We start from the raw sequence: 23040 nt of genomic DNA on the forward strand, positions 1-23040 counted from the left end.
CTGGCTCAAGCTCCCTTCGCGGCCTGGAACAGTTCTGCCCGCACATCGGTGTCCTCAGTCGCCTCGCGGAACGACTCCAGGGCCGAACGAGCCTCGTCGGACAGGTCCTTGGGGACCGCGACCTCGACGGTGACCAGCAGGTCGCCGCGCGTGCCGTCCTTGCGTACGGCGCCCTTGCCGCGGGCCCGCATCGTCCGCCCGTTCGGCGTGCCCGCGGGCAGCTTCAGGGTGACGGCGGGGCCGCCGAGCGTCGGCACCTTGACCTCGCCGCCGAGCGTGGCCTCGGTGAACGTGACGGGCACGGTCACTGTGAGGTTGTCGCCCTTGCGGTCGAAGACCGGGTGCTTGTCGACGTGCACGACCACGTACAGATCGCCGGCGGGGCCGCCCCGCTCGCCGGGCGCGCCCTTGCCGCGCAGGCGGATCCGCTGCCCGTCGGAGACTCCGGCGGGGATGCGGACCTGCATGGTGCGCGAGGACTTGGCCCGGCCCGACCCCTTGCAGACCTCGCAGGGGGTCTCCGCGATCAGGCCGCGGCCCTTGCAGTCCACGCACGGGTCGGTGAGGGAGAAACCGCCACCGCCGCCCCGCGAGACCTGCCCGGTGCCGACGCAGGTCGGGCACACGCGCGGCGTGCCGTTCTTGTCGCCGGTGCCCGAACACGCCTTGCAGGGCGCCTGGGAGGACATGCGGAGCGGGACCGTGGCCCCGTCCACCGCCTCGGTGAAGCTGAGCGTGACCTCGGACTCGATGTCCTGGCCGCGGCGGGGCTGGGTACGGGTGCCCGCGCCCGCGCCGCCCCGGTTGAACAGGCCGCCGAAGACATCGCCGATGCCACCGCCGAAACCGCCCTGGGCACCGCCTGCTCCACCGGCGCCGCCCTGGGCGCCGCCGCCGAAGAGGTCGCCGAGGTCGAAGTTGAACGAGCCGCCCCCGCCCGCGCCGCCGGGCCGGAACCCGCCGCCGGCGAACAGGGTGCGCGCCTCGTCGTACTCCTTGCGCTTCTTGGGGTCGCCGAGGACGTCGTTCGCCTCGGAGATCTCCTTGAAGCGCTCCTCCGCCTTCGGGTTGCCCTTGTTGGCGTCGGGGTGGTTCTCCCGCGCCAGCTTGCGGTACGCCTTCTTGATCTCGGCGTCGGTGGCGTCCTTGGGGACGCCGAGGACCTTGTAGTAGTCCTTCTCGATGAAGTCCTTCGTGCTCATCGGCCTCGACGTCCCTCCTTACTGGGCTCACTCACCTGGGTCGGCACGTGCTCCGGGTCAGCCCTCCTCCGGGCCACCGGTCTCCTTCTCGGCGTCCGCACTGTCGGACGCGTCGCCGGAGCCTTCGGTCTTGACCGTCTGCGCGCCCGGCTGCGGCTCCGCGACCGCCACCCGCGCGGGGCGGATGGTGCGCTCGCCGATCCGGTAACCCGGCTGCAGGATCGCCACGCACGTCGTCTCCGTGACGTCCGGCGCGTAGCTGTGCATCAGGGCCTCGTGCACGGTCGGGTCGAAGGGCTCGCCCTCCTTGCCGAACTGCTGAAGCCCCATCTTGGCGGCGACCGTCTCCATCGACTCGGCGACGGACTTGAACCCGCCGACGAGCTCGCCGTGCTCACGGGCGCGGCCGATGTCGTCGAGGACGGGAAGCAGCTCGGACAGGAGATTCGCGACGGCGATCTCCTTGACCGTGACGCGGTCCCGCTCCACACGGCGACGGTAGTTCTGGTACTCGGCCTGAAGGCGCTGGAGGTCCGTGGTGCGCTCGCTGAGCGCGGTCCGCACCTGGTCCAGCTGCGCCGTCAGAGCCACGTCTTGGGCACCTTGCGGGCCGGAAGCTGAGTCCCCGGCCGGGGCCGCGCCCTCCTTCTCGGAGGGGGCGGCCTTCGGCTCGGCGTCTTCGGAGGTGGCGCCGGAGGGGACGTCAGGCTTCTCGTTCTCCTCGAAGCCCGGGGTCTCCTCCGTCACGCGGCACCGTCCTTGCGGTCCTCGTCGACGATCTCGGCGTCGACGACGTCGTCGTCAGCGGCCTTGGCGTCGCCCTGCGGGGCACCCTCGGCGCCACCGGCGGCCTGCGCGCCCTGGGCGTCGGCGTACATGGCCTGGCCCAGCTTCTGCGAGACGGCGGCGACCTTCTCGGTGGCGGTGCGGATCTCGGCCGAGTCGTCGCCCTTGAGCTTCTCCTTCAGCTCGGTGACGGCCTCCTCGACCTCGGTCTTCACGTCGCCGGGGACCTTGTCCGCGTTGTCCGCGAGGAACTTCTCCGTCTGGTAGACGAGCTGCTCGCCCTGGTTGCGCGACTCGGCGGCCTCGCGGCGGGCGTGGTCCTCCTCCGCGTACTTCTCGGCCTCTTCGCGCATCCGGTTGACCTCGTCCTTCGGCAGCGAGGAGCCACCGGTGACGGTCATCTTCTGCTCCTTGCCCGTGCCAAGGTCCTTGGCCGTGACGTGCATGATGCCGTTGGCGTCGATGTCGAAGGCGACCTCGATCTGCGGGACACCGCGCGGGGCCGGCGGCAGGCCCGTGAGCTCGAACATTCCGAGCTTCTTGTTGTACGCCGCGATCTCGCGCTCGCCCTGGTAGACCTGGATCTGCACCGACGGCTGGTTGTCCTCGGCCGTCGTGAAGATCTCCGACCGCTTGGTCGGGATGGTCGTGTTGCGCTCGATGAGCTTCGTCATGATGCCGCCCTTGGTCTCGATACCAAGCGACAGCGGGGTGACGTCGAGGAGCAGGACGTCCTTGACCTCGCCCTTGAGGACACCGGCCTGCAGGGCGGCGCCGATGGCGACGACCTCGTCCGGGTTCACGCCCTTGTTGGCCTCGTTGCCGCCCGTCAGTTCCTTGACGAGCTCGGCGACGGCCGGCATACGGGTCGAGCCACCGACGAGAACGACGTGGTCGATCTCGGAGAGCTGGATGCCCGCGTCCTTGATGACGTTGTGGAACGGCGTCTTGCAGCGCTCCAGCAGGTCGGACGTGAGCTGCTGGAACTGGGCGCGCGTGAGCTTCTCGTCCAGGTGCAGCGGGCCCTCGGCGGACGCCGTGATGTAGGGCAGGTTGATCGTGGTCTCGGTCGAGGACGAGAGCTCGATCTTCGCCTTCTCGGCGGCCTCGCGCAGGCGCTGGAGCGCCATCTTGTCCTTGCTGAGGTCCACGCCGTGGCCGTTGTTGAACTGCTTGACCAGGTAGTCGACGACGCGCTGGTCCCAGTCGTCACCACCGAGGTGGTTGTCACCGTTGGTGGCCTTCACCTCGACGACGCCGTCGCCGATCTCGAGCAGCGAGACGTCGAAGGTGCCGCCACCGAGGTCGAAGACGAGAATGGTCTGGTCGTCCTTGTCGAGACCGTAGGCCAGGGCGGCGGCCGTCGGCTCATTGACAATACGCAGGACGTTCAGGCCCGCGATCTCGCCGGCCTCCTTCGTCGCCTGGCGCTCCGAGTCGTTGAAGTACGCCGGGACGGTGATGACCGCGTCCGCGACCTTCTCGCCCAGGTACGCCTCGGCGTCGCGCTTCAGCTTCTGCAGGATGAAGGCGCTCATCTGCTGCGGGTTGAAGTCCTTGCCATCCAGGTTGACCTTCCAGTCAGTGCCCATGTGGCGCTTGACGGAGCGGATGGTCCGGTCCACGTTCGTGACCGCCTGGCGCTTGGCGACCTCGCCGACCAGCACCTCGCCGTTCTTCGCGAAGGCGACGACGGACGGCGTGGTCCTGGCGCCCTCCGCGTTCGTGATGACGGTGGGCTCGCCGCCTTCGAGAACGCTGACGACGGAGTTAGTCGTGCCCAGGTCGATGCCGACCGCACGTGCCATTTCGGGTCCTCCAGATGCTTACTTGAGTGGATCTGACTCAAGAGTGCACGACACCCGTCCCATAGTCAACAGACCTGAGTCGACCCCACTCAACTTTTATCTCCTCCTTATCCGCAATCCGTCTGGCGAACCCTTCTGACCTGCGGGTTTCCGGGCGACTCAGAGTTCGTCGTTGTCCGGGTCGTAGGCGTTGTAGAGGTGCGCGGGCAGCTTCTCGTCCTCCCGGAGCGCCTCGAAAAGCGCCTCCGACTGATCCTCCACGGGCATGTAGCGGCCCCAGTAGTCCGGGTGCTCGACGCTCGGCACGGTGACGATCGCGGTCCGGGAGGCCGGCACCTGGCCCGCCGCCTCCGCGAGCCCGTACAGCTCGCCCAGCGAGTCGAGGCCCCGGTCGGCGGTCAGCGACGAGGTCGCCGCGTCGAGCACCGGGTACAGCCGGGAGCCGTGGTCGAGCAGCCCCTCCTTGCGCACCTGCCCGAGCAGCAGCCGCACGAACTCCTTCTGCCGCTCGATGCGCTGCAGGTCGCTGCCGTCGCCGACCCCGGTCCTGCCCCGCACGAAGACCAGCGCCTGCTTGCCGGTGAGGTGCTGCTCGCCCTCGTCGAGGACGACCTTGCCGCCGGGTACCCGCATCCGCTGCGGCACCTTCACGTCGACGCCGCCGAGCGCGTCCACGACCTTCTCGAACCCGGTGAAGTCCAGGACCATGTGGTGGTCGACGCGGACGCCCGTCAGATCCTCGAAGGTGCGGATCGCGCAGGCCGCGCCGCCCCGCTCGAAGGCCCAGTTGAACTGCGCGTACTCGGGCTCGCTGCGTTCCCCGTCGGGCAGTCGGCAGTCCGGGATGTCGACCATCAGGTCGCGCGGGACGCTCACCAGGGCGGCCCGCTTCCGGTCGGCCGACAGGTGCAGCAGCATCGTGGTGTCCGAGCGCTGGCTGTCCTTCGTGGCCTCGATGTCGGAGCCCATGATGAGGATGTTCTGCGCGCCCGCGCGCAGGGCGGCGGGCCGTCGGTGGTGATCCGCGAAGAGGGCCTGGTCGGTGGCCTCGTCGGTGCGGATGTTGCCGTCGAGCCGGGCGTACGCCCAGGCGCCCGCGCCTGCCGCGGTGGTCAGCAGCAGGACGACGCCGAGCAGCGTGCGGCGCACCCAGCGCCGGGCCGGGAGGAGATCACGGAATGCCATGCACAAGCCCTTCCACGCCGTACGCCGCCCGAGCCGTCCTCCCCTCGACCGTGTACCGCTGCGCCTCGGCCCGGCAGGCCCGCCGCAGACACGCCAACCGTCGTGGCCGGGTGAGGAGTTCGGCGACGGCCGCGCCGTAGGCGTCGGGGTCGTCGGGGGCGACGACGGCGTTGCGGCCGTCCTCCAGACAGCCGAACCCGGGGCCGGTCCCGGCCCGCTCCGTGATCACCAGCGGAGTGCGCAGCGCGAACGAGTCGGCCGCGAGGGCGCCCACGGCGCCGGGCGCGAGCAGCACGTCGGCCACGGCCCCGAGCAGCGCCTTGTCGTCGTCCCCGGCGGCGCCCGCCACGCACACGACGTGCGCCCCGTGCCGCTCGGCCGCCTCCCGCAGCTCCCCGTCCCCGGCGACGACCAGCCGGAACCCGGGCAGCAGCGCGGCGGCCCGGTCGGCGGCCGCCAGCAGGAACGCCACCCGCGCGCCCCCGTCGACCGCCTCCACGTACAGCCCGGTGAGCCCCGCCCGCAGCCCGAACCGCGACCGCACCCCACGCACCTGATCCCCGGTGACCCGATCAAGGGCCCCCGCCAGCCCACCCGACGCCATCACACCCACTCCCGCACGACGACACCGAGACCTACTGCCGCGCCCCGCCCGATCAACCCCGACCGCACCCCACGCACCTGGCCCCCGCCGCCCCGACCGACGGCCCCCGCCAGCCCACCCGGCGCCGTCACCGCCGCTCCCGCACAAGGACGCCAAGACCTGCCGCCGCACACCGCCCGACCAGCCCCGACCACACCCCGCGCACGACCGACGGCCCCCACCAACCCACCCGCTCCCGCACAACGACGCCGAAACCTTCCGCGCACCGCCCGATCAGCCCGAGCCGCGTCCGTCCCGCACGGTGCCGTCACACGCGCTCCCGGACGACGGTGGCGTACAGGCGTTCCGTGCGCTCGACCCACACCGGCTCCCCGTAGCGCTTCGCGTGGACCGAGCGGCAGTGTTCGCGCAGGGTCGGGAAGATGCGGTCGGCGGCGGCCAGGGCGGCGGGGAGCGGGGCGTCCGGGGCGGTGACCGTGCCGGTGCCCTCGGCGCGGACCGCGCGCGGCACGGCCGAGCCCTCGAAGGCGAGCACGGGCAGGCCCGCCGCCAGCGCCTCCAGATAGATCAGCGGAACGGCGCCGTCGTGCCAGCGGCTGGGGAAGACGAGCCCCCGGTAGCCGGTCAGCGACCGGCGCAGCGCACCCCGCTCGCCCACCCCGAGGAACCGGACGGACGGCGGCGCCGCGGCCCGGCACTCGCGCTCCAGCGGGCCCTCGCCCACGACGTCGAGGCGGCACCCGGCGGGCCAGCGCCGCAGCAGACCGAGGATCCCCCGCTCCACGGCGAGCCGCCCCACGCACACCCACGCCGCCCGCTCCTGCGGGCCCGGGTCCGGCACCGGAGGGACGTGATCGGGGATCAGGGCGAGGCGCTCGGGCGGCATCCCGGCCGCGAGCCAGCCGTCCCGGCCCGGCTCGGACAGCACCACCGCCCGGTCGGCGCGGCGCAGCAACGGATCCCGCAGCGGCGGCCGGTGCCGGTGCAGCGTCACCACCAGCGGCCCGGCCCACTCGGCGACACGGGCCCGGTCGGCGCCGGGGGACAGCTGGTGGACGTGGACCACGTCCGGCGCGAACGCCCGCAGCTCCGCCGGCACGTCCCGCCCGGCACCGGCCCGGACCACCCGCACCTCGTGACCGGCGCGGGTCAGGGCGGCGGCCTGGTCGAGGACGGCGTCGTCCTCGCCGCCGGGCACGGACGCGCCGGAGAAGCCGTGGACGAGCGCGACCCTCATGCCCCGACCCTCCCGGACGGTACGAACGTCAATCCGGCACCGGCACCGGCACCGGCCCGCACGGGCATCGGCCCGTCCCCGAACCCGAACCGGGCGAGCGTCAGATCGTCCCCGGACTCCGACCGTACGAGGGTCAGGTCCCCGCCGAACTCACCGGCGCCCGCGACGGCCTCGGGCAGTTCGGGCCGGTGCCCGACGTGCAGCAGCACCCGCTCGCCGGGCGCGACGACGTCCTCCCACATCCCGTCGAGCCGCCGGACCCAGGCACCGTCCCGGTCCCCGAGCGCGTAGGGCAGCACCTGCCAGGCGGTGTCGCGGGCGGCGGCCCTGCGCACTCCGGCCCGGTCGCCGCCGAACGGTTCGAACGACACGATCCGGCCCCGGTAGCCCGCCCGCCGCAGCGCGCGGCCGAAGGCCCCGTCGGGGCGGCCCGACTCCAGCACCAGGTCGATCTCGTGGCGGTCGAGTTGGCGCACCAGGCGGCGCGTCCGGCCGAAGCTCAGCATCTCTCTGCTCCCTTGCGTCCCATGGCTCCCCCGGTTCCCCCCAGTTCCCAGGCCATCCCCGGTGCGGAGCGCCGGACCGCCGCGTACACCGGCACGCGCAGCAGCAGCACCACCGCGACCGCGGCCGCCACGAGCGGCCACCAGGCGACCGCCGCGCCGACGACGCCGCCGTGCAGCAGCACCCCGGTCGCCGTGCAGAGGGCGGTGGCGGCGCCGAGCACGACGGCGACGCCGCGGGCGGTCAGGCCCAGGCGGCGCAGCCGGTGCGCGGTGTGGTCGGTGCCGCCGCGCAGCAGGCCGCGCCCCGCCCGGCGGCGGGAGACCATGACGAGCACCGTGTCGGTGGTGGCGACCGCGGTCACGGCGAACAGGACGGCCGGCGCGGCGGGCCCCTCCCGCCCGTCGGTCACGGCCAGCGCGGCGGACGCCACGAGGAACCCGGTGAACAGGGCGCCGCTGTCGCCGAGCACCACACGCGCGGGATGCCAGTTGTGCATGAGGAACCCGGTGAGCGAGGCGGCGAACAGCGCGAGGACCACGGCCAGGGCGCCGGCCCCGGCCGTCCCCGCGCACACGCACAGGCCGAGCGCGGTGACGACGCCGACCGTGCCCACGGCCCCGTCGGAGTTGTCCAGCGACCGGAAGGCGTTGGTCACGAAGACGATCCACAGCACCGCGAGCGCGCCGGTGACCAGGCCGAGCTGGGTGCCGTGCACGACGGCGGTCGCCGCCCCCGCCTGCACGATGACCCGCGCCCTGGCGCCCATCGGCCGCAGATCGTGCAGCAGTCCGAGCACGGCGACGGCGCCCGCGGCGAGCAGCAGCGTGGCGGGGCCGGAGCCGAGCGGGGCGAGCCCGGTGGCGGCGCCCACGGCCGCGACGGCGCCGGTGGCCGCGGCGACGGCGACCCCGCCGACGCGCGGGGCGGCCCTGGGTCTGGTCCGTGCCGCCCGCGCGGCCCCGGCCGCCCGCCCGGGCCGGGCCACGCGCAGGGCCAGGGTGCGCAGCGCCGCGGCGAGGGCGGCGGTGAGCAGCAGCGCGGTCGCGGCGGCGGCCGCTCCGTACAGCACGTCAGGCCCGGGCCGGGACGGCGGGCGGGAAGAGCGCCGGGGCGGCGGGGCCGGGGAAGGCGCCTCCCGCGTCGAGCAGCGCCGCGTCCACGATGTCGATCAGGCCCCGGCGCGGCTCCCAGCCGGTGAGGTCGCGGAGTTTGCGGGTGTCGGGGACGCGCCGGTCGGGTTCCTCGTAGCCGCTGCCGGCGCCGCCGTACACCTCCTCGTACGGGATGAAGCGCAGCGGCGAGGGTGAGCCCGCGCGTTCGACGACGATGCCCGCGAGGTCGCCGATGGTGGTCTCCTCGGCGCTGCCGACGTTGAAGACCTCGCCGTTCGCGCCCGGGTGGACGAGCAGCCGCAGCAGCGCGTCGACGACGTCGGCGACATGGGCGAAGCTGCGGCGCTGGGTGCCGTCGCCGTGGACGGTGAGCGGCTGTCCGGCGACGGCCTGCGCGGCGAGCCGGGGCACGACCGTGCCGTGCGCGGGCGACTGGCGCGGGCCCGCGGTGGCGAAGAGGCGGGCCACGGTCACCGGCAGGCCGTACTCGCGGTGGTGGCCGAGGGCGAAGAGTTCGTCGACGGCCTTGGCCGTGGGGTACGCCCAGCGGGCGACGGTGGTCGGGCCGAGGATCCGGTTGGCGGTCTCGGCGACCGGGTCCGCGCCGTTCTTGCCGTAGATCTCGCCGGTGGAGGCGAGCAGCAGCGGGCGGCCGTGACGGTGGGCGGCCTCGACGACGTGCTCGGTGCCGCGCACGGTCGCGGTGAAGGACCGCAGGGGCTGTTCGGCGGTGCGCCGGACACCGGCGGAGGCGGCCAGGTGGGTCACGCGGTCGCAGCGCGCGGTGAGTTCGTCGACGAGCCGGGCGTCGAGGACGGAGCCGCGCACGAAGCGCAGCCGCGGGTCGGGCCAGGCGACGGCGAGGTTGGCGCGGTCCCCGGTGGACAGGTCGTCCAGGACGACGACGGTATGGCCCTGGGCGAGCAGCGCGTCCGTCAGGTGCGAGCCGATGAAGCCCGCGCCGCCGGTGACCAGATGTGTCAGAGATGCGGTCGTCATGGGCCCCTCGGTGAGTTGCGCGTGCGGTATCGGGGTGACAACGGTGGGTCGCGCCCACCTGGAGCCCTACATAAGTTATTCCGTTATGTCCAAATATGGGGCGAATAACACGATCAGCTTTGGCCCGGCGCCCGCGCCGCGTGAGGGGACCCTCAGCGACGCAGATCACCACGGCGCCGACTACATTGCGATTGCGTAAGTGGGTAGTCTCAGACGGACTGCATAAGTTACCGCTTAGTAATCAGCACCGTTCGAGTACGTGTCCCGAGAAGACTCCCCTCGCAGGCCCGAGGAGCCCCCAAAATGCAACTCGCCGCGATCATCGTGTCGCTGGCCCTGATCGTTGTCGGCGCAGCCCTGTTCGTCCGGGCCATCGCCCAGATCTACCGCTTCATGCGGCTCGGCCAGAACGTCCCCGCAGGCACCCGCACCGACGAACCCGTCCAGCGCACCGTGACCGTGGCCAAGGAGTTCCTCGGCCACACCCGGATGAACCGCTGGGGCGTCGTCGGCGTCGCGCACTGGTTCGTGGCGGTGGGCTTCTTCTCGCTGCTGCTGACGATCGTCAACGCCATCGGCCAGCTGTTCCAGGCCGACTGGCTGCTGCCGATCATCGGCGAGTGGGCGCCGTACAACATGTTCGTCGAGTTCATCGGCACCATGACGATCCTCGGCATCGCGGTCCTCATCGTGATCCGCCAGCTGAGCCGCCCCGACAAGCCGGGCCGCAAGTCCCGCTTCGCCGGCTCGAACTTCGGCCAGGCGTACTTCGTCGAGGCCGTCATCCTCATCGTCGGCGTCTGCATCTTCATGCTGCACGCCCTCGAAGGCGCCCAGCACCACGTCGACGGCTACGAGGCGTCGTTCTTCATCTCGTACCCCGTGGTCGACGCGCTGTCGGGCCTGGACGTCTCCACGCTCCAGACCCTCACGTACTTCTTCGCCGGCCTGAAGATCGCGACCTCCTTCATCTGGATGATCACGGTCGCCCTGAAGACCGACATGGGTGTCGCCTGGCACCGCTTCCTCGCCTTCCCGAACATCTGGTTCAAGCGCCGCGCCGACGGCGACGTGTCGCTGGGCGCGCTGCTCCCGATGACCTCGGGCGGCAAGGAGATCGACTTCGAGGACCCGGGCGACGACGACACCTTCGGCGTCTCCCAGGTCGAGCAGTTCTCCTGGAAGGGCCTGCTCGACTTCTCCACCTGCACCGAGTGCGGCCGCTGCCAGTCGCAGTGCCCCGCCTGGAACACCGGCAAGCCGCTCTCCCCCAAGCTCCTCATCATGTCGCTGCGCGACCACGCGCACGCCAAGGCCCCGTACCTGCTCGCCGGTGGCGGCAAGGACATGGAGGGCAACGAGCAGGCGACCGAGGAGCAGCTCAAGGACGTGCCCGCCGCCGCCCTCGCGGAGGCCGAACGCCCGCTCATCGGCACCGTCGAGGAGAACGGCGTCATCGACCCGGACGTCCTGTGGTCCTGCACCACCTGCGGCGCCTGCGTCGAGCAGTGCCCGGTCGACATCGAGCACATCGACCACATCGTCGACATGCGCCGCTACCAGGTGATGATCGAGTCCGCGTTCCCGTCCGAGGCGGGCACGATGCTCAAGAACCTGGAGAAGAAGGGCAACCCCTGGGGCCTGGCGAAGAAGCAGCGCCTGGAGTGGCTCAAGGAGCTCGACTTCGAGGTGCCGGTCGTCGGCAAGGACATCGAGGACCTCACCGACGTCGAGTACCTCTACTGGGTCGGCTGCGCGGGCGCGCTCGAAGACCGCGCCAAGAAGACCACCAAGGCCTTCGCCGAACTGCTCAACATCGCGGGCGTCAAGTTCGCGATCATGGGCGGCGACGAGAAGTGCACCGGTGACTCCGCCCGCCGCCTCGGCAACGAGCCGCTGTTCCAGCAGCTCGGCCAGGAGAACGTCATGGCACTGAACATGGCGTTCGGCGAGGAGTACGACGACGACGGCAAGGTCACCGACGAGTCGAAGAAGCCGAAGACGGCCAAGAAGATCGTCGCGACCTGCCCGCACTGCCTCAACACGATCGGCAACGAGTACCCGCAGATCGGCGGCGACTACGAGGTCATCCACCACACCCAGCTGCTCCAGCACCTGGTGGACGAGGGCAAGCTCGTCCCGGTGACCCCGGTCGAGGGCATCATCACGTACCACGACCCGTGCTACCTGGGCCGCCACAACAAGATCTACACGCCGCCGCGCGAGATCATCGCCAACGTCCCGGGCCTGCGGAACGAGGAGATGCACCGCCACAAGGAGCGCGGCTTCTGCTGCGGCGCCGGTGGCGCGCGGATGTGGATGGAGGAGCGGATCGGCAAGCGCATCAACAACGAGCGCGTCGACGAAGCCCTCTCCCTCAACCCGGACATCGTCTCCACGGCCTGCCCGTTCTGCCTCGTCATGCTGACCGACTCGGTCAACGGCAAGAAGAACGACGGCAAGGCCAAGGAGTCCGTCCAGGTCGTCGACGTCGCCCAGCTGCTGCTCGACTCCGTCAAGACGCCCGCCGACCCGGCCGGCGAGGCGGAGACCGAGGACGCGCCGGAGCCCGAGCCGGTGAAGTAGTTCCCGCCGTACGTCACTTGAGGGCACCCCGTTCCGACGGGGTGCCCTTTCGTCTGTCCCGTCCCGTACAACCCTCGCGCCTGATCCCGTGTCGAACCAGGCACCGGCAAAGGAACGGGCCCTTTGTCGGTCATACCCCCGCGCTGCCCGGCCTTCCTTCTCCACGAGAGACTCAGGAGCCGCACGTGCGCAAGAACCGTACGGCCGCCCTCGCGGCGGCCTCGTTCCTTCTGCTCTCCGGCGCGTTCATCGCCGCCGCCCCGTCCGCCTACGCGGGCGTCCCGGGCGGCACCAGCGCCGCCGACCGCAACACCGACTTCAACGGCGACGGCTACGACGACGTGCTCGTCGGCGCCCCCGGCGCCACCGTCGGCGGACACGCCGGCGCCGGACTCGTCACCGTCCAGTACGGCGGACCGAACGGGATGGGCACCTCCCGCGCCGCCGTGATCAGCCAGAACACCGCCGGAGTGCCGGGCAGCGCCGAGAACGGCGACGCCTTCGGGCAGGCCGTCGCCACCGGTGACCTCGACGGCGACGGCTACGACGACGCGATCGTCGGCGCGCCCGGCGAGGACCTGGGCACCGTCGCCGACTCCGGCGGCGGCGTCGTCCTGTGGGGCACCTCCAAGGGCCTCGTCGGCACCGAGTCCACCGGCCTGGAGGCCGACGTACCCGGCAAGGGACGGCACTTCGGCTCGGCGCTCGCCGCCGCGCACTTCGCCGACACGACCGACGGCGACCTGGTCGCCGTCCTCGACTCCGTCGGCGTCGCCCTCTTCCAGTACGAGGCGGCACCCGCCGCGCGCGGTGCCTCCGGCGCGGCCAAGCACCTCGAACGCCACTCCCGCACCGACTTCGCGCACAAGGCGCCCCAGGCCCGTTCGGCCGCCGAGGAGCCGCCCGGCATCGACCCGACGGGCCTGTCCACCGGCGACTACGACGCCAACGGCTTCGCCGACCTCGTCGTCTCCGGCATCTCCGCCGACGACGACAGCGGCCACGGCTGGTCCTACGTCCTCCAGGGCAGCGCCTCCGACGCCGACCCGCTGCCCGTGCTCGCGCTGCGCGGCGGGCCGGTCGTCGCCTCCGGTGACATCAACGGCGACGGCAAGGACGACCTCGTCACCGGCGATCCCCAGGGACCCGACGAGGGCGGGGAGTCCACCGCCGGGGGCATGATCGGCGTCTACTACGGCTCCGACGCGGGGCCCGCCGGGGAGGCAGAGCAGTGGACGCAGGACAGCCCCGGGGTGCCGGGCGCCCACGAGCGCGGTGACCGGTGGGGCGGTGACCTGTCGGTCGGCGACACCAACGGCGACGGGTTCGCCGATGTCGCCGTGGGCGCGCCCGGCGAGGACATCGGGGCCGTGGCCGACGCCGGTGCCGTCTGGGTCCTGCGCGGTTCCTCCGGCGGTCTGACGACCACCGGCGTCCGTGACGTCAACCAGGACACGGCCGGGGTGCCCGGGGTCGCCGAGAAGGGCGACAAGTTCGGCGCGCAGGTCTCCCTCACGGATCCCAACGCCGACGGCCGCGCGGGCCTGCTGGCGGCGGCCCCCGGCGAGAACTCCTCCGAGGGCGTCGTCTGGGTCTTCTCGGCGACCCCCTCCGGCGTCACCGCCTCCGGCTCCTGGACCTACGGCCCGAAATCCCTGAACGCCCCGGCCAAATCGGCCCACTACGGCACATCGATCGACCACTAGCCGGCACGCAGGTGCGCGGGGGGCTGGTCGCGCAGTTCCCCGCGCCCCTGAGATGCGCACTGCGTGCGACAGCGCGGCGGAGCCGCAGCCGCAGCCGCAAGGGGAAGCTGCGCGCAGCGCATGCTTCAGGGGCGCGGGGAACTGCGCGACCAGCCACGACGTGCGCCGCGGCCGCCCCCGTACAACCACCCCCACCCCCTCATGCGTCCCACCCGTACCAACACACCCGCCACCCAACGGAGTTGCCCGTGCGGATCAAAAAGCTGGCCCTCGCCGCCACAGTCGCCGCCCTCACCACAGGCACCCTCACCGCCATCACCCCCACAGCCAGCGCAGCGCCCACCGTCCTCAAGGACGACTACAACGGCGACGGCTACCGCGACCTCGCCATCGGCACCCCGCACGCCAACGCCGTGACGGTGACGTTCGGTTCGGCCTCCGGTGTGAGCACGGGAAGATCCGTGACCCTCACCCAGGCCACCAAGGGCATCCCCGGCACCACCGAACCCGAGGACGAGTTCGGCGAGAACGTCACCAGCGGCGACGTCGACCACGACGGCTACGCCGACCTCGTCATCGGCGCCCCCGGCGAGCGGGTCGCCGACTGGGCGAGCGGCTCCGTCACCGTGGTCTGGGGCGGAGCGAAGGGATTCACGCGGGGCGCGCAGGTCTACCACGCCCCGAAGGCCGACGACACCCGCTTCGGCGAGGGCGCCGTCTTCGTCGACCTCGACGGTGACGACTGGCCCCAGCTGTCCGTCGTCAGCGCGAAGAACTGGTGGTGGTACGGGGACAGCTCGCCGTCGTCGGCGTACGCCCCGGAGGTCGACTTCCTCCCCGACGGCGTGACCCTGGAGGGCGAGACGGCGGCCCAGGTGCACGGCGCCGGAGTCGGCAGGACGTACACGTACGTCCTCTACGGCACGTACCCGGACGGCAGCCCGTACACCGGCTGGGTCGACGGCGGCGCGGGCGACATCGGCTACCGGGCGGGCACGATCGACGGCTTCGCGGGCGAGACGTACGGCGCCGCGGCCGTCGGCGACGTGAACTGCGACGGCACCCCCGACCTGGTCACCGGCCAGCCCGAGGACAACTCGGTCTGGGTGTTCTGGGGCGGGTCCACCATCTTCACCGACGAGATGGAGGGCATGGACAAGGTCACCCAGGACAGCTCCTACGTGCCCGGGGTCACCGAGCCCGAGGACCGCTTCGGCGCGTCGGTGGCCGTCGGCGACGTGGACGGCGACGGCTGCGCCGACGTGGCGGTCGGCGCGCCCGGCGAGACCGTGGACGGCGTCCGGGGCACCGGCTCCGTCACCGTGCTGAAGGGCCACAAGGGCACGCTCACCGCGGGCCGCGCCTACCACCAGGCCACGAGCGGAGTGCCGGGCGCGGCGGAGACGGGCGACGCGTTCGGCGCGGCCGTGGCCCTGCGCGACCTCACCGGCGACGGCCGCGCGGATCTCGCCGTTTCCGCGACCGGCGAGGACATCGCCGCCACGAAGGACGCGGGCGCGGTCTGGGTGCTGCGCGGCGCGTCCCCGTACGTCACCACCACCGCGGCCACCTCGTTCAACGGCTCCGACGTCGGCCTCCCGGGCCCGGGCGTCCGGTTCGGCACCACCCTGCGCTGACCGGACCTGCGCTGACCGGATCCGCGCGGACGTGACGTACGCGGCACCCCGCACCCCTTAACCCCGCCCCCGGCGGCCGCCATGATGTGGAGGTTGTGAAGTCATGAGGTGAGCGGGGTCGTTGCGATGACAGGCACGAGGAGCGGCAGGGGAAACAGGGCGCGGCGCGCCACCGTCGCGGCCGCGACCACCGGCACCGTCGTCCTCCTCGCCGCCGCGCTGACCGGCTGCGGCGGAGGCGACGACACCGCCGCCGCCTCGGCCGGCCACCGCCCCACGACCCTGACCGGCAAGAACGCCCGTACGACCGCCGAGCCGGTGCCGCGCGGCACCGGCTCGAAGGTGGCCTCCGACTTCAACGGCGACGGCGCCCCCGACCTCGTACTGGACGATCTCGCGCACGACGGGCTCGGCGACGACGCCGGGATCGGCATCGTGTACGGGAAGAAGGGGCACGGACTGACGCCGCGGGTACGGCAGTTGCTGTCCCCGGCGACGTACGCGGCGCCGACGAAGGGGCAGACCCCGGCGGCGTTCGCCTCGGAGGCGAGCTGCGATCTGAACGCGGACGGGTTCACCGACCTCGTCGTGTCGACCGACCCGCCCTACGACGGCCAGGGGCAGCCACCGGTACCGCTGCAGATCCTCTTCGGCTCGCCCGGCGGGATCGCGGGCAAGGGCGTGAAGGTCACGATCCCGGCCGGGGCGCGGCTCGGCAACGACTGGCCCGACCAGCCCGTGTGCGGCGACTTCGACGGCGACGGCAGGGCCGACCTCGTGGTGCACGCGAGCAACGGCGGCCTCTCCTTCCTCCCGGGCCCGTTCACCCGCTCCGGCGCCCCGCGCGGCACGGCCCGTCTCGTACCGTCCTCCGGAAACGTTCCTGCGGGGCCCGCGGCCGACGTGGACGGCGACGGCACCGACGACGTCCTGGTCCGCGCCCACGGCGGCGCCGCCCGCTCGGCCCTCGCCCTGGGCGGCCCGAACGGCCCGCAGACGGCCGGCGCCGCCTATCCGGCGGGCACCGACGTGGCGTTCGGCCGCTTCGGCTCGGCCGTCATGACCGCCGACGGCATCGTCCTGAAGACCGGTCGCACGCTCCCCGTCACCGGCACCGCCCTCGACACGGGCGACCTCGACGGCGACGGCCGCACCGACCTGATCGCCTCGGGCGACGGGAAGATCCGCCTGGTGGCGGGCGGTACGCGCGTGGTGAAGGGCTCCCCGGGCGAGGGCCGGGTGATCGCCGTCGCCGACTTCGACGGGGACGGACGGGACGATCTGGTCGTCCAGCGCGGCCAGGAGTCGGATCCGGCCGAGGACTCCGTGCTGGTGCTGACGGGCGCGCGGTCGGCGTCGCTGATCGCGGCGAAGCCCGGACTCACCTTCTCGACCGCCGAGTTCACCTCTGACTGATCCGAACCCCTTCCGGTTCCCGCTTTCTCAAAGTCCTCACAGCTCCCGTACAACCCTTGCACCCCCCAACGAGTCTCCTGTTCGCCGACCGGAAGGTCATGCACGGGACAACTCCCGGCAAACGACAGCCGAACGGCAGCACCTCCGCACGTTGTCATGCCCTTTGTCGCGGGATGTCGGCCAGACATCCCCTTCCCGCAGGAGCTGTCCCGATGTCGAGCAAGGCCAAGCACAAGCGCGTCCCCGACCCGTCCCCGACCCGCCTCCGCCTCGCCACGGCGACGGCCGCGGCGGCCGCGCTGACCGGGGGACTCTTCGTGGCCGGCGCCACCACGGCATCGGCCGCCACCACCGAGGTCGCCGCATCCGACGCCGACTTCAACAACGACGGCTACGCCGACCTGGCCGTCTCCGCCTCCCACGCCTACGTGAACGGGAAGGCCAACGCCGGCCAGATCGGCGTCGTCTACGGCGGAGCCGCCACCACCAAGAAGGTCGTCCTCAGCCAGAACTCCCCCGGCGTGCCCGGCACGGCCGAGACCGGGGACTACTTCGGCGCGGACTCCGCGTACGGCGACTTCGACGGCGACGGCTACGACGACCTGCTCGTCGGCGCCCCCACCGAGGACGTCGGCTCCGACAAGGACGGCGGCACCGCCGCCATCCTGTGGGGCTCCGCGAACGGCCTGACCAGCGGCACCACCGTCGCCGACCCGCGCCCCACCGCCCACGACGGCTTCGGTGGCCCGGTCGAGGCGGGCGACTTCGACGGCGACGGCCGCACCGACCTGGCCATCGCCTCGAACGACAAGGACACGATCGACATCCTCAGCGGCGGCTTCAGCCGCACCTCGGGTGCCGCGAAGCGCGCCGTCCTCAAGGTCCCGGTGATCAGCGACACCGGCGCCGGCGTCTGGAACCTGCACTCCGGCGACGCCAACCACGACGGCAAGGACGACCTGATCGTCAACGGCTACGCCAAGGACAACGCCACCAACGCCAACTTCTGGCTGCCGGGCACCTCCTCCGGCCCGAGCACGTCCGGATCGGTCCGTCTCCCGACGGGCGTCATCACCGACCTCGGCGACACCGACAGCGACGGCTACGACGACATCGTCGTCGGCAACTACTGGTCCGCCAGCGGCGGCAAGGAGAACAGCGGCGCGGTGTACGTCATCCACGGCACCCCGAGCGGACCCGACACCGCCGGCCGCACCACCTTCACCCAGAACGTCGCCGGCGTCCCCGGCAGCAGCGAGACGGGCGACAACTTCGGCACCGAGGTCGACCTCGGCGACGTCAACGGCGACGGCCACCTGGACCTGGTCGTCGGCGCCCCCGGCGAGGACCTCACCGGCGGCACGAACACCGGCGCCGCCTGGGTGCTGTACGGCAAGGCCGACGGCACGGGCATCACCGCGCAGGGCTCGCTCTTCCTGGACCAGAACACCGCGGGCGTGGCCAACGACAACGAGAAGAACGACTGGTTCGGCGCCGACGTCCACATCGACGACCTGAACGCCGACGGCCGCGGCGAGCTCTACATCGGCACGCCCGGCGAGAACGGCAACGGCGCCGTCTATCCGGTGAACATCAAGGCGGACGGCACGCTGTCGGCCGCCGCCTCCGGCATCTACACCTCCACGTTCGGCATCTCGGCCACCGGCACCCCGCACCTGGGCGCCAACTTCACCGACTGACCGACCCCGCCCGCGCCCTGCCTCTCGCCCACCTCATGGGAGTACTCCGCATGCCCAAGCACAGACGCGTCCCGACCCCCTCCCCCGCACGCCTCCGCCTCGCCACGGCGACGGCCGCCGCGGCCACCCTCACCGGCGGGCTGCTCGCCGTGTCCGCGGGCAGCGCGGGCGCCGCCGACTCCGTCCACCACCAGCAGGCGGACTTCAACAACGACGGCTACGGCGACCTCGCCTACGCGGCCGGCAACGCCACCGTCGCCGGGCACAAGGAGGCCGGCGACATCGTCGCCCTGTACGGCTCGGCCAGCGGCATCACCTCCGCCAAGCGCTCCACCATCAACCAGAACACCGGCGGCGTCCCCGGCGGCGCCGAGGCCGGCGACGGCTTCGGCTGGTCCAGCGCGTACGGCGACTTCAACCACGACGGCTTCGACGACCTCGCCGTCGCCGCCCCGTGGGAGAAGGTGGGCACCGATGTCGAGGGCGGCACCGTCGCCATCCTGTGGGGCTCCACGAGCGGCCTGACCGGCGGCACCACGATCGCCGACCCCGCGGTCTCCGCGCACGACAAGTGGGGCCGCTCCCTGGCCGCGGGCGACTTCGACGGCGACGGCCGCGACGACCTCGCCATCGGCTCGACCGCCAGCACCCTCTACGTCTACAAGGGCGGCCTCACCAAGTCCGCCTCGCTGGGCGGCCACTACACCGTCAAGCCGAACATCATCAGCGGCGGCACGGCCGGCCCGCTCAGCCTGTTCGCGGGCGACGTCAACGGCGACGGCCGCACCGACCTCGTCGCCAACGGCTACGAGACCGGCACCTCCATGGGCTACAACACCAACTACTACCTGCCCGGCTCCGCCTCCGGCCTGACCACGAGCGGCGCCCGGCAGCTCAAGCGCGGCATCATCACCGGCATCGGCGACGTCAACGGCGACACCTTCGGCGACATCGTCACCGGCCAGGAGTGGGACCCGAACCTGAAGAACCCCGACGGGAGCACCACCACCGTCCCCGACTCCGTCACCGGCGGCCAGGTCCACGTCACCTACGGCTCCGCGTCCGGCCCGTCCGGCGTCACGAACATCGACCAGGACACCGGCAACGTGCCCGGCGGCTCCGAGCGCGGCGACTGGTTCGGCAGCGAGCTGGCCCTCGGCGACATCAACGGCGACGGCTACCAGGACGTCGTCGTCGGCGCCCCCGGCGAGAACCTGGACGGCGTCGTCAACACCGGCTCCGTCACCGTCCTCTACGGCTCCGCGAGCGGCCTGAACACGACGTCGGGCACCCAGTTCCTCGCCCAGTCGACGGCCGGTGTCCCCGGCGGCGACGAGAAGAACGACTACTTCGGCGGCGAGGTGAAGCTCACCGACGCCAACCACGACGGCAAGGCGGACCTGGTCGTCACCGCCGTCGGCGAGAACGACTTCAACGGCGCGATCACCTACCTCCCGTCCGACGGCACGAAGATCACCACGACCGGCGCGCGCAGCATCTCCGCGACCGCGGCGGGCGTGGACACGGCGGGCTACCCGGAGTTCGGCGCGAACGCGGCCAACTGATCCGCCCCCTACGAGGCACCCCGTAGGGGATGTCACAGCTCAGCCGCAATGCCGGGCCCGATCCCCCGGGCCCGGCATTGACCCCGGCGAAACCAGGTACGTTCGACTACGTGGCTGGATTCAGGAACGGACGCGGCCGGGACAACCGCGAAGCGCCCCAAGGCCCCCCGCAGTACTACGGCGGCGGCGGTGGTCAGCAGCAGTGGCCCCAGAACAACGGCAACCACGGGGCCGGCGGTTACGGCGAGCCGGAGTACTTCGGCGACCCGCGGCAGGCGCCCCACCCGCAAGGGGGCGGCGGCTACGACCCGTACGCGGCCAACAACCCGGGCCACACCCAGGCGTTCTCCGTGAACCCGGACGACCCGGACCCGTACGGCCAGGGCTCCACGTACCAGGCGGGCGCGGCCCCGGCGGGCCCGGTCGGCCCCCGCCTGCACTGGAAGGACCTCCTGACGGGAGTCGTCTTCCGCCCCGCGCCGACCTACCTCCAGATGCGTGACTACGCGATGTGGGCCCCGGCCCTCATCGTCACGTTCCTCTACGGGCTGCTCGCCATCTTCGGCTTCGACGGCGCCCGCGACGACGTGATCAACGCCACGCTCTCCTCGGCGATCCCCTACGTCCTGACCACGGGCGTCGCGGTCACGGTCTCCTTCTTCATCCTCGGCGTGGTCACCCACACCCTGGCCCGCCAGCTCGGCGGCGACGGCGCCTGGCAGCCCACGGTCGGCCTGTCCATGCTGATCGCCTGCCTCACCGACACCCCGCGCCTGCTGGTCGGCATGTTCCTCGGCGGCAACGAGATGTTCGTCCAGCTCCTCGGCTGGGCGACCTGGATCGCGGCGGGCGCCCTGCTCACCACGATGGTCTCCAAGTCCCACGACCTCCCGTGGCCGAAGGCCCTGGCCGCCTCGGCGATCCAGCTGGTCGCCCTGCTCTCGATCATCAAGCTGGGCACGTTCTAGTCACGTACGCACGTGAGAGGGGCCCCGCACCGTTCTCCCGGTGCGGGGCCCCTCTCACGTACAGAACGGACAGCCGCCCTCAGGCGTCGAGCACCTGACCGTCACGCTTCACGACGGGCGGCTCGACACTCCACGGGAAGTTGATCCAGTCGTCGGTCCGCTTCCACACGTACTCGCACTTCACGAGCGAGTGGGACTTCTCGTAGACGACCGCCGACCGCACCTCGGCCACGGTGTCCAGGCAGAAGTCGTGGACCAGCTTCAGCGTCTTGCCGGTGTCGGCGACGTCGTCGGTGATCAGGACCTTCTTGTTGGAGAAGTCGATGACGTTCGGCACCGGCGCGAGCATCACCGGCATCTCCAGCGTCTCGCCGACACCGGTGTAGAACTCGACGTTGACGAGATTCAGATTCTTGACGTCCAGCGCGTACCCGAGGCCGCCCGCGACGAAGACGCCGCCGCGCGCGATGCTCAGGATGATGTCGGGCTCGTAGCCGTCGTCGGCGATGGTCTGCGCGAGCTCGCGGATCGCGACCCCGAACTTCTCGTACGTAAGGTTCTCGCGCACGGGGCTGACGTCACTCATGTCGCTGCTGCTCACACCTGGGTCCGATGGAAATTGAGGAAGGAACGGGAGGCGGTCGGCCCGCGCTGTCCCTGGTAACGCGAACCGTAGCGCTCGCTCCCGTACGGGTGCTCGGCGGGCGACGACAGCCGGAACAGGCACAGCTGCCCGATCTTCATGCCCGGCCACAGCTTGATCGGCAGCGTGGCGAGGTTCGACAGCTCCAGCGTCACGTGGCCGCTGAAGCCCGGGTCGATGAAGCCGGCCGTGGAGTGCGTGACGAGCCCGAGCCGTCCGAGCGAGCTCTTGCCCTCGAGCCGCGAGGCGATGTCCTCGGGCAGCGAGATGACCTCGTAGGTGGACGCCAGCACGAACTCGCCCGGGTGCAGGATGAACGGCTCGTCACCCTCCGGCTCCACGAGCCGGGTCAGGTCGGCCTGCTCCACGCTGGGGTCGATGTGCGGGTACTTGTGGTTCTCGAACACCCGGAAGTAGCGGTCGAGCCGCACATCGATGCTCGACGGCTGAACCATCGATTCGTCGTAGGGATCGATCCGTACCCGCCCGGAGTCGATCTCGGCCCGGATGTCCTTGTCTGAGAGAAGCACGCACCGAGGATACGCAGAGCGCGCGGGCCCGCCACAATCGGCGGGCCCGCGCGCTCTGACCTGGTCCGTACGACTACCTGTGCCGTGCTTACCGCTGCTGCGGTCCCACAGGAACGGCATGCCGCAACCGAGCACACTTCGGACACCGGATGAGCCGGCCGGGACCGAGACGGTCGGCCTGCTGCATCGGGAACGATGCGGTGCTGAAAACGTGCCCTTCGGCACATCGGACGACGGTGCGCTCCATCGAGTCCATCAAGTCCCTGCAGTCCCTTCCCCACGAGCCATTTGGCCAGTTTCCTGACCGACGACGGGGTCACATTACGGGATGAAAGGGACGCGGATCCAGGCGGCGCTCCGACCTCGGGACACCCCTGAGAAACCCTCGCGCGGTCCGCCCACCGTACGCCCCAACTCCCTTCACCCGCAGTCACTTCCAGGCCGCACAACGCAGCCGGACCCCGGCGGCTTGAGCGCCCGGGGCCCGGCATGGGGTACAGTGTCCGGCAGTACGGGCCGCTTCAGCGGCGGTACCACGCGGGTGTAGTTTAATGGTAGAACATGAGCTTCCCAAGCTCAGAGCGCGAGTTCGATTCTCGTCACCCGCTCCAGTTCCGACAGTGAAGGCCCAGGTCATCGACCCGGGCCTTCTTGCTTGCCCATCAGACTTCCGTGCGCGTGCTTCGTTTTCCGTGGGTGTCGGTGCTCTGACCTGCCGGAGCGTGGTGCGTTTTCGGGGAGGTGGCCCGTGCTCGGGTGCGCGATGCTGAATGCGCTCCCCCTGGATCGGCATGAGGGCCGGATCCGCCGGAGGTCGGCGACGGCGGATCCGGCGGGCGAAGAGCACAT

Annotated in this window: 18 protein-coding genes and 1 tRNA gene; 8 read left to right on the top strand and 11 right to left on the bottom strand. The window is 71.7% G+C overall.

Annotated elements, in window-relative coordinates:
* Positions 1-5: 5 nt before the first annotated feature.
* The 9 genes from dnaJ to ABZ930_RS32970 form a co-directional block, all read right to left on the bottom strand.
* Positions 6-1202, bottom strand: a complete 1197-nt coding sequence (gene dnaJ, locus ABZ930_RS32930) for a molecular chaperone DnaJ (protein WP_361556115.1) — start codon at positions 1200-1202, stop codon at positions 6-8.
* A gap of 57 nt (positions 1203-1259) precedes the next feature.
* Complete coding sequence (gene grpE, locus ABZ930_RS32935) at positions 1260-1949, bottom strand: nucleotide exchange factor GrpE (protein ID WP_361556118.1); 690 nt, start codon at positions 1947-1949, stop codon at positions 1260-1262.
* Entirely contained in the window at positions 1946-3796 is a 1851-nt protein-coding gene (gene dnaK / locus ABZ930_RS32940; protein WP_361556121.1) for a molecular chaperone DnaK, read from the bottom strand. The genes grpE and dnaK overlap by 4 nt, the downstream gene beginning before the upstream one ends.
* A gap of 159 nt (positions 3797-3955) precedes the next feature.
* On the bottom strand, positions 3956-4981 hold the full coding sequence (locus ABZ930_RS32945; protein ID WP_361556124.1) for an LCP family protein: 1026 nt from the start codon (positions 4979-4981) through the stop codon (positions 3956-3958).
* Positions 4968-5525 (bottom strand): glycosyltransferase, encoded by a 558-nt coding sequence (locus ABZ930_RS32950; protein WP_361556127.1) that lies wholly within the window; start codon positions 5523-5525, stop codon positions 4968-4970. The genes ABZ930_RS32945 and ABZ930_RS32950 overlap by 14 nt, the downstream gene beginning before the upstream one ends.
* A 367-nt stretch (positions 5526-5892) precedes the next feature.
* The gene (locus tag ABZ930_RS32955; RefSeq protein ID WP_361556130.1) at positions 5893-6822 is read right to left on the bottom strand and encodes a glycosyltransferase; all 930 of its coding nucleotides are present in this window, start codon (positions 6820-6822) and stop codon (positions 5893-5895) included.
* Positions 6819-7328 (bottom strand): hypothetical protein, encoded by a 510-nt coding sequence (locus ABZ930_RS32960; RefSeq protein WP_361556133.1) that lies wholly within the window; start codon positions 7326-7328, stop codon positions 6819-6821. The genes ABZ930_RS32955 and ABZ930_RS32960 overlap by 4 nt, the downstream gene beginning before the upstream one ends.
* The gene (locus ABZ930_RS32965) at positions 7322-8398 is read right to left on the bottom strand and encodes an MraY family glycosyltransferase (protein ID WP_361556136.1); all 1077 of its coding nucleotides are present in this window, start codon (positions 8396-8398) and stop codon (positions 7322-7324) included. Before ABZ930_RS32965 ends, ABZ930_RS32960 begins: the two co-directional genes overlap by 7 nt.
* Position 8399: 1 nt before the next feature.
* Complete coding sequence (locus tag ABZ930_RS32970) at positions 8400-9440, bottom strand: NAD-dependent epimerase/dehydratase family protein (protein WP_361556139.1); 1041 nt, start codon at positions 9438-9440, stop codon at positions 8400-8402.
* A 303-nt stretch (positions 9441-9743) separates the two neighbouring features.
* Here ABZ930_RS32970 and ABZ930_RS32975 point away from each other — a divergent pair, with 303 nt between their 5' ends.
* From ABZ930_RS32975 to ABZ930_RS33005, 7 genes are all read left to right on the top strand, one after another.
* Complete coding sequence (locus ABZ930_RS32975) at positions 9744-12026, top strand: (Fe-S)-binding protein (protein ID WP_361556142.1); 2283 nt, start codon at positions 9744-9746, stop codon at positions 12024-12026.
* Between the two features lie 185 nt (positions 12027-12211).
* The gene (locus tag ABZ930_RS32980; protein ID WP_361556144.1) at positions 12212-13732 is read left to right on the top strand and encodes an esterase; all 1521 of its coding nucleotides are present in this window, start codon (positions 12212-12214) and stop codon (positions 13730-13732) included.
* A 248-nt stretch (positions 13733-13980) separates the two neighbouring features.
* Entirely contained in the window at positions 13981-15369 is a 1389-nt protein-coding gene (locus ABZ930_RS32985; RefSeq protein WP_361556147.1) for an FG-GAP repeat protein, read from the top strand.
* A 126-nt stretch (positions 15370-15495) separates the two neighbouring features.
* Complete coding sequence (locus ABZ930_RS32990) at positions 15496-16785, top strand: VCBS repeat-containing protein (protein WP_361556150.1); 1290 nt, start codon at positions 15496-15498, stop codon at positions 16783-16785.
* Between the two features lie 212 nt (positions 16786-16997).
* Positions 16998-18485 carry an FG-GAP and VCBS repeat-containing protein gene (locus tag ABZ930_RS32995; RefSeq protein WP_361556153.1) on the top strand — a complete coding sequence of 496 codons (1488 nt, stop codon included), beginning with the start codon at positions 16998-17000 and terminating at the stop codon, positions 18483-18485.
* Between the two features lie 50 nt (positions 18486-18535).
* A complete protein-coding gene (locus ABZ930_RS33000; RefSeq protein ID WP_361556155.1) occupies positions 18536-20050 on the top strand; it encodes an FG-GAP-like repeat-containing protein in 1515 nt (504 codons plus the stop codon).
* A gap of 29 nt (positions 20051-20079) precedes the next feature.
* Positions 20080-21018, top strand: a complete 939-nt coding sequence (locus ABZ930_RS33005) for a Yip1 family protein (protein WP_361556158.1) — start codon at positions 20080-20082, stop codon at positions 21016-21018.
* A gap of 79 nt (positions 21019-21097) precedes the next feature.
* Here the strand turns inward: ABZ930_RS33005 and ABZ930_RS33010 are convergent, their stop codons facing one another.
* Both ABZ930_RS33010 and dcd read right to left on the bottom strand, forming a co-directional pair.
* Positions 21098-21604, bottom strand: a complete 507-nt coding sequence (locus ABZ930_RS33010; protein WP_361556161.1) for a phosphoribosyltransferase — start codon at positions 21602-21604, stop codon at positions 21098-21100.
* An 11-nt stretch (positions 21605-21615) separates the two neighbouring features.
* Complete coding sequence (gene dcd / locus ABZ930_RS33015) at positions 21616-22191, bottom strand: dCTP deaminase (RefSeq protein ID WP_361556163.1); 576 nt, start codon at positions 22189-22191, stop codon at positions 21616-21618.
* A gap of 537 nt (positions 22192-22728) precedes the next feature.
* Here dcd and ABZ930_RS33020 point away from each other — a divergent pair.
* Positions 22729-22802: transfer RNA gene (locus ABZ930_RS33020), tRNA-Gly, on the top strand.
* Positions 22803-23040: the final 238 nt, after the last annotated feature.

Origin of the sequence: Streptomyces sp. NPDC046716, from assembly GCF_040645755.1 — a bacterium.
In the GTDB taxonomy this organism is placed as follows: Bacteria; Actinomycetota; Actinomycetes; order Streptomycetales; family Streptomycetaceae; genus Streptomyces.

What these genes read in the sequence shown, in the direction of transcription:
- ABZ930_RS33010 (WP_361556161.1), bottom strand. Translation starts at nt 21,604, where the DNA reads ATGAGTGACGTCAGCCCCGTGCGCGAGAACCTTACGTACGAGAAGTTC.
- ABZ930_RS32970 (WP_361556139.1), bottom strand. Translation starts at nt 9,440, where the DNA reads ATGACGACCGCATCTCTGACACATCTGGTCACCGGCGGCGCGGGCTTC.
- ABZ930_RS32990 (WP_361556150.1), top strand. Translation starts at nt 15,496, where the DNA reads ATGACAGGCACGAGGAGCGGCAGGGGAAACAGGGCGCGGCGCGCCACC.
- ABZ930_RS32975 (WP_361556142.1), top strand. Translation starts at nt 9,744, where the DNA reads ATGCAACTCGCCGCGATCATCGTGTCGCTGGCCCTGATCGTTGTCGGC.
- dnaK (WP_361556121.1), bottom strand. Translation starts at nt 3,796, where the DNA reads ATGGCACGTGCGGTCGGCATCGACCTGGGCACGACTAACTCCGTCGTC.
- ABZ930_RS32945 (WP_361556124.1), bottom strand. Translation starts at nt 4,981, where the DNA reads ATGGCATTCCGTGATCTCCTCCCGGCCCGGCGCTGGGTGCGCCGCACG.
- ABZ930_RS33000 (WP_361556155.1), top strand. Translation starts at nt 18,536, where the DNA reads ATGCCCAAGCACAGACGCGTCCCGACCCCCTCCCCCGCACGCCTCCGC.
- ABZ930_RS32960 (WP_361556133.1), bottom strand. Translation starts at nt 7,328, where the DNA reads ATGCTGAGCTTCGGCCGGACGCGCCGCCTGGTGCGCCAACTCGACCGC.
- ABZ930_RS32995 (WP_361556153.1), top strand. Translation starts at nt 16,998, where the DNA reads ATGTCGAGCAAGGCCAAGCACAAGCGCGTCCCCGACCCGTCCCCGACC.
- dnaJ (WP_361556115.1), bottom strand. Translation starts at nt 1,202, where the DNA reads ATGAGCACGAAGGACTTCATCGAGAAGGACTACTACAAGGTCCTCGGC.
- ABZ930_RS33005 (WP_361556158.1), top strand. Translation starts at nt 20,080, where the DNA reads ATGTCACAGCTCAGCCGCAATGCCGGGCCCGATCCCCCGGGCCCGGCA.
- ABZ930_RS32955 (WP_361556130.1), bottom strand. Translation starts at nt 6,822, where the DNA reads ATGAGGGTCGCGCTCGTCCACGGCTTCTCCGGCGCGTCCGTGCCCGGC.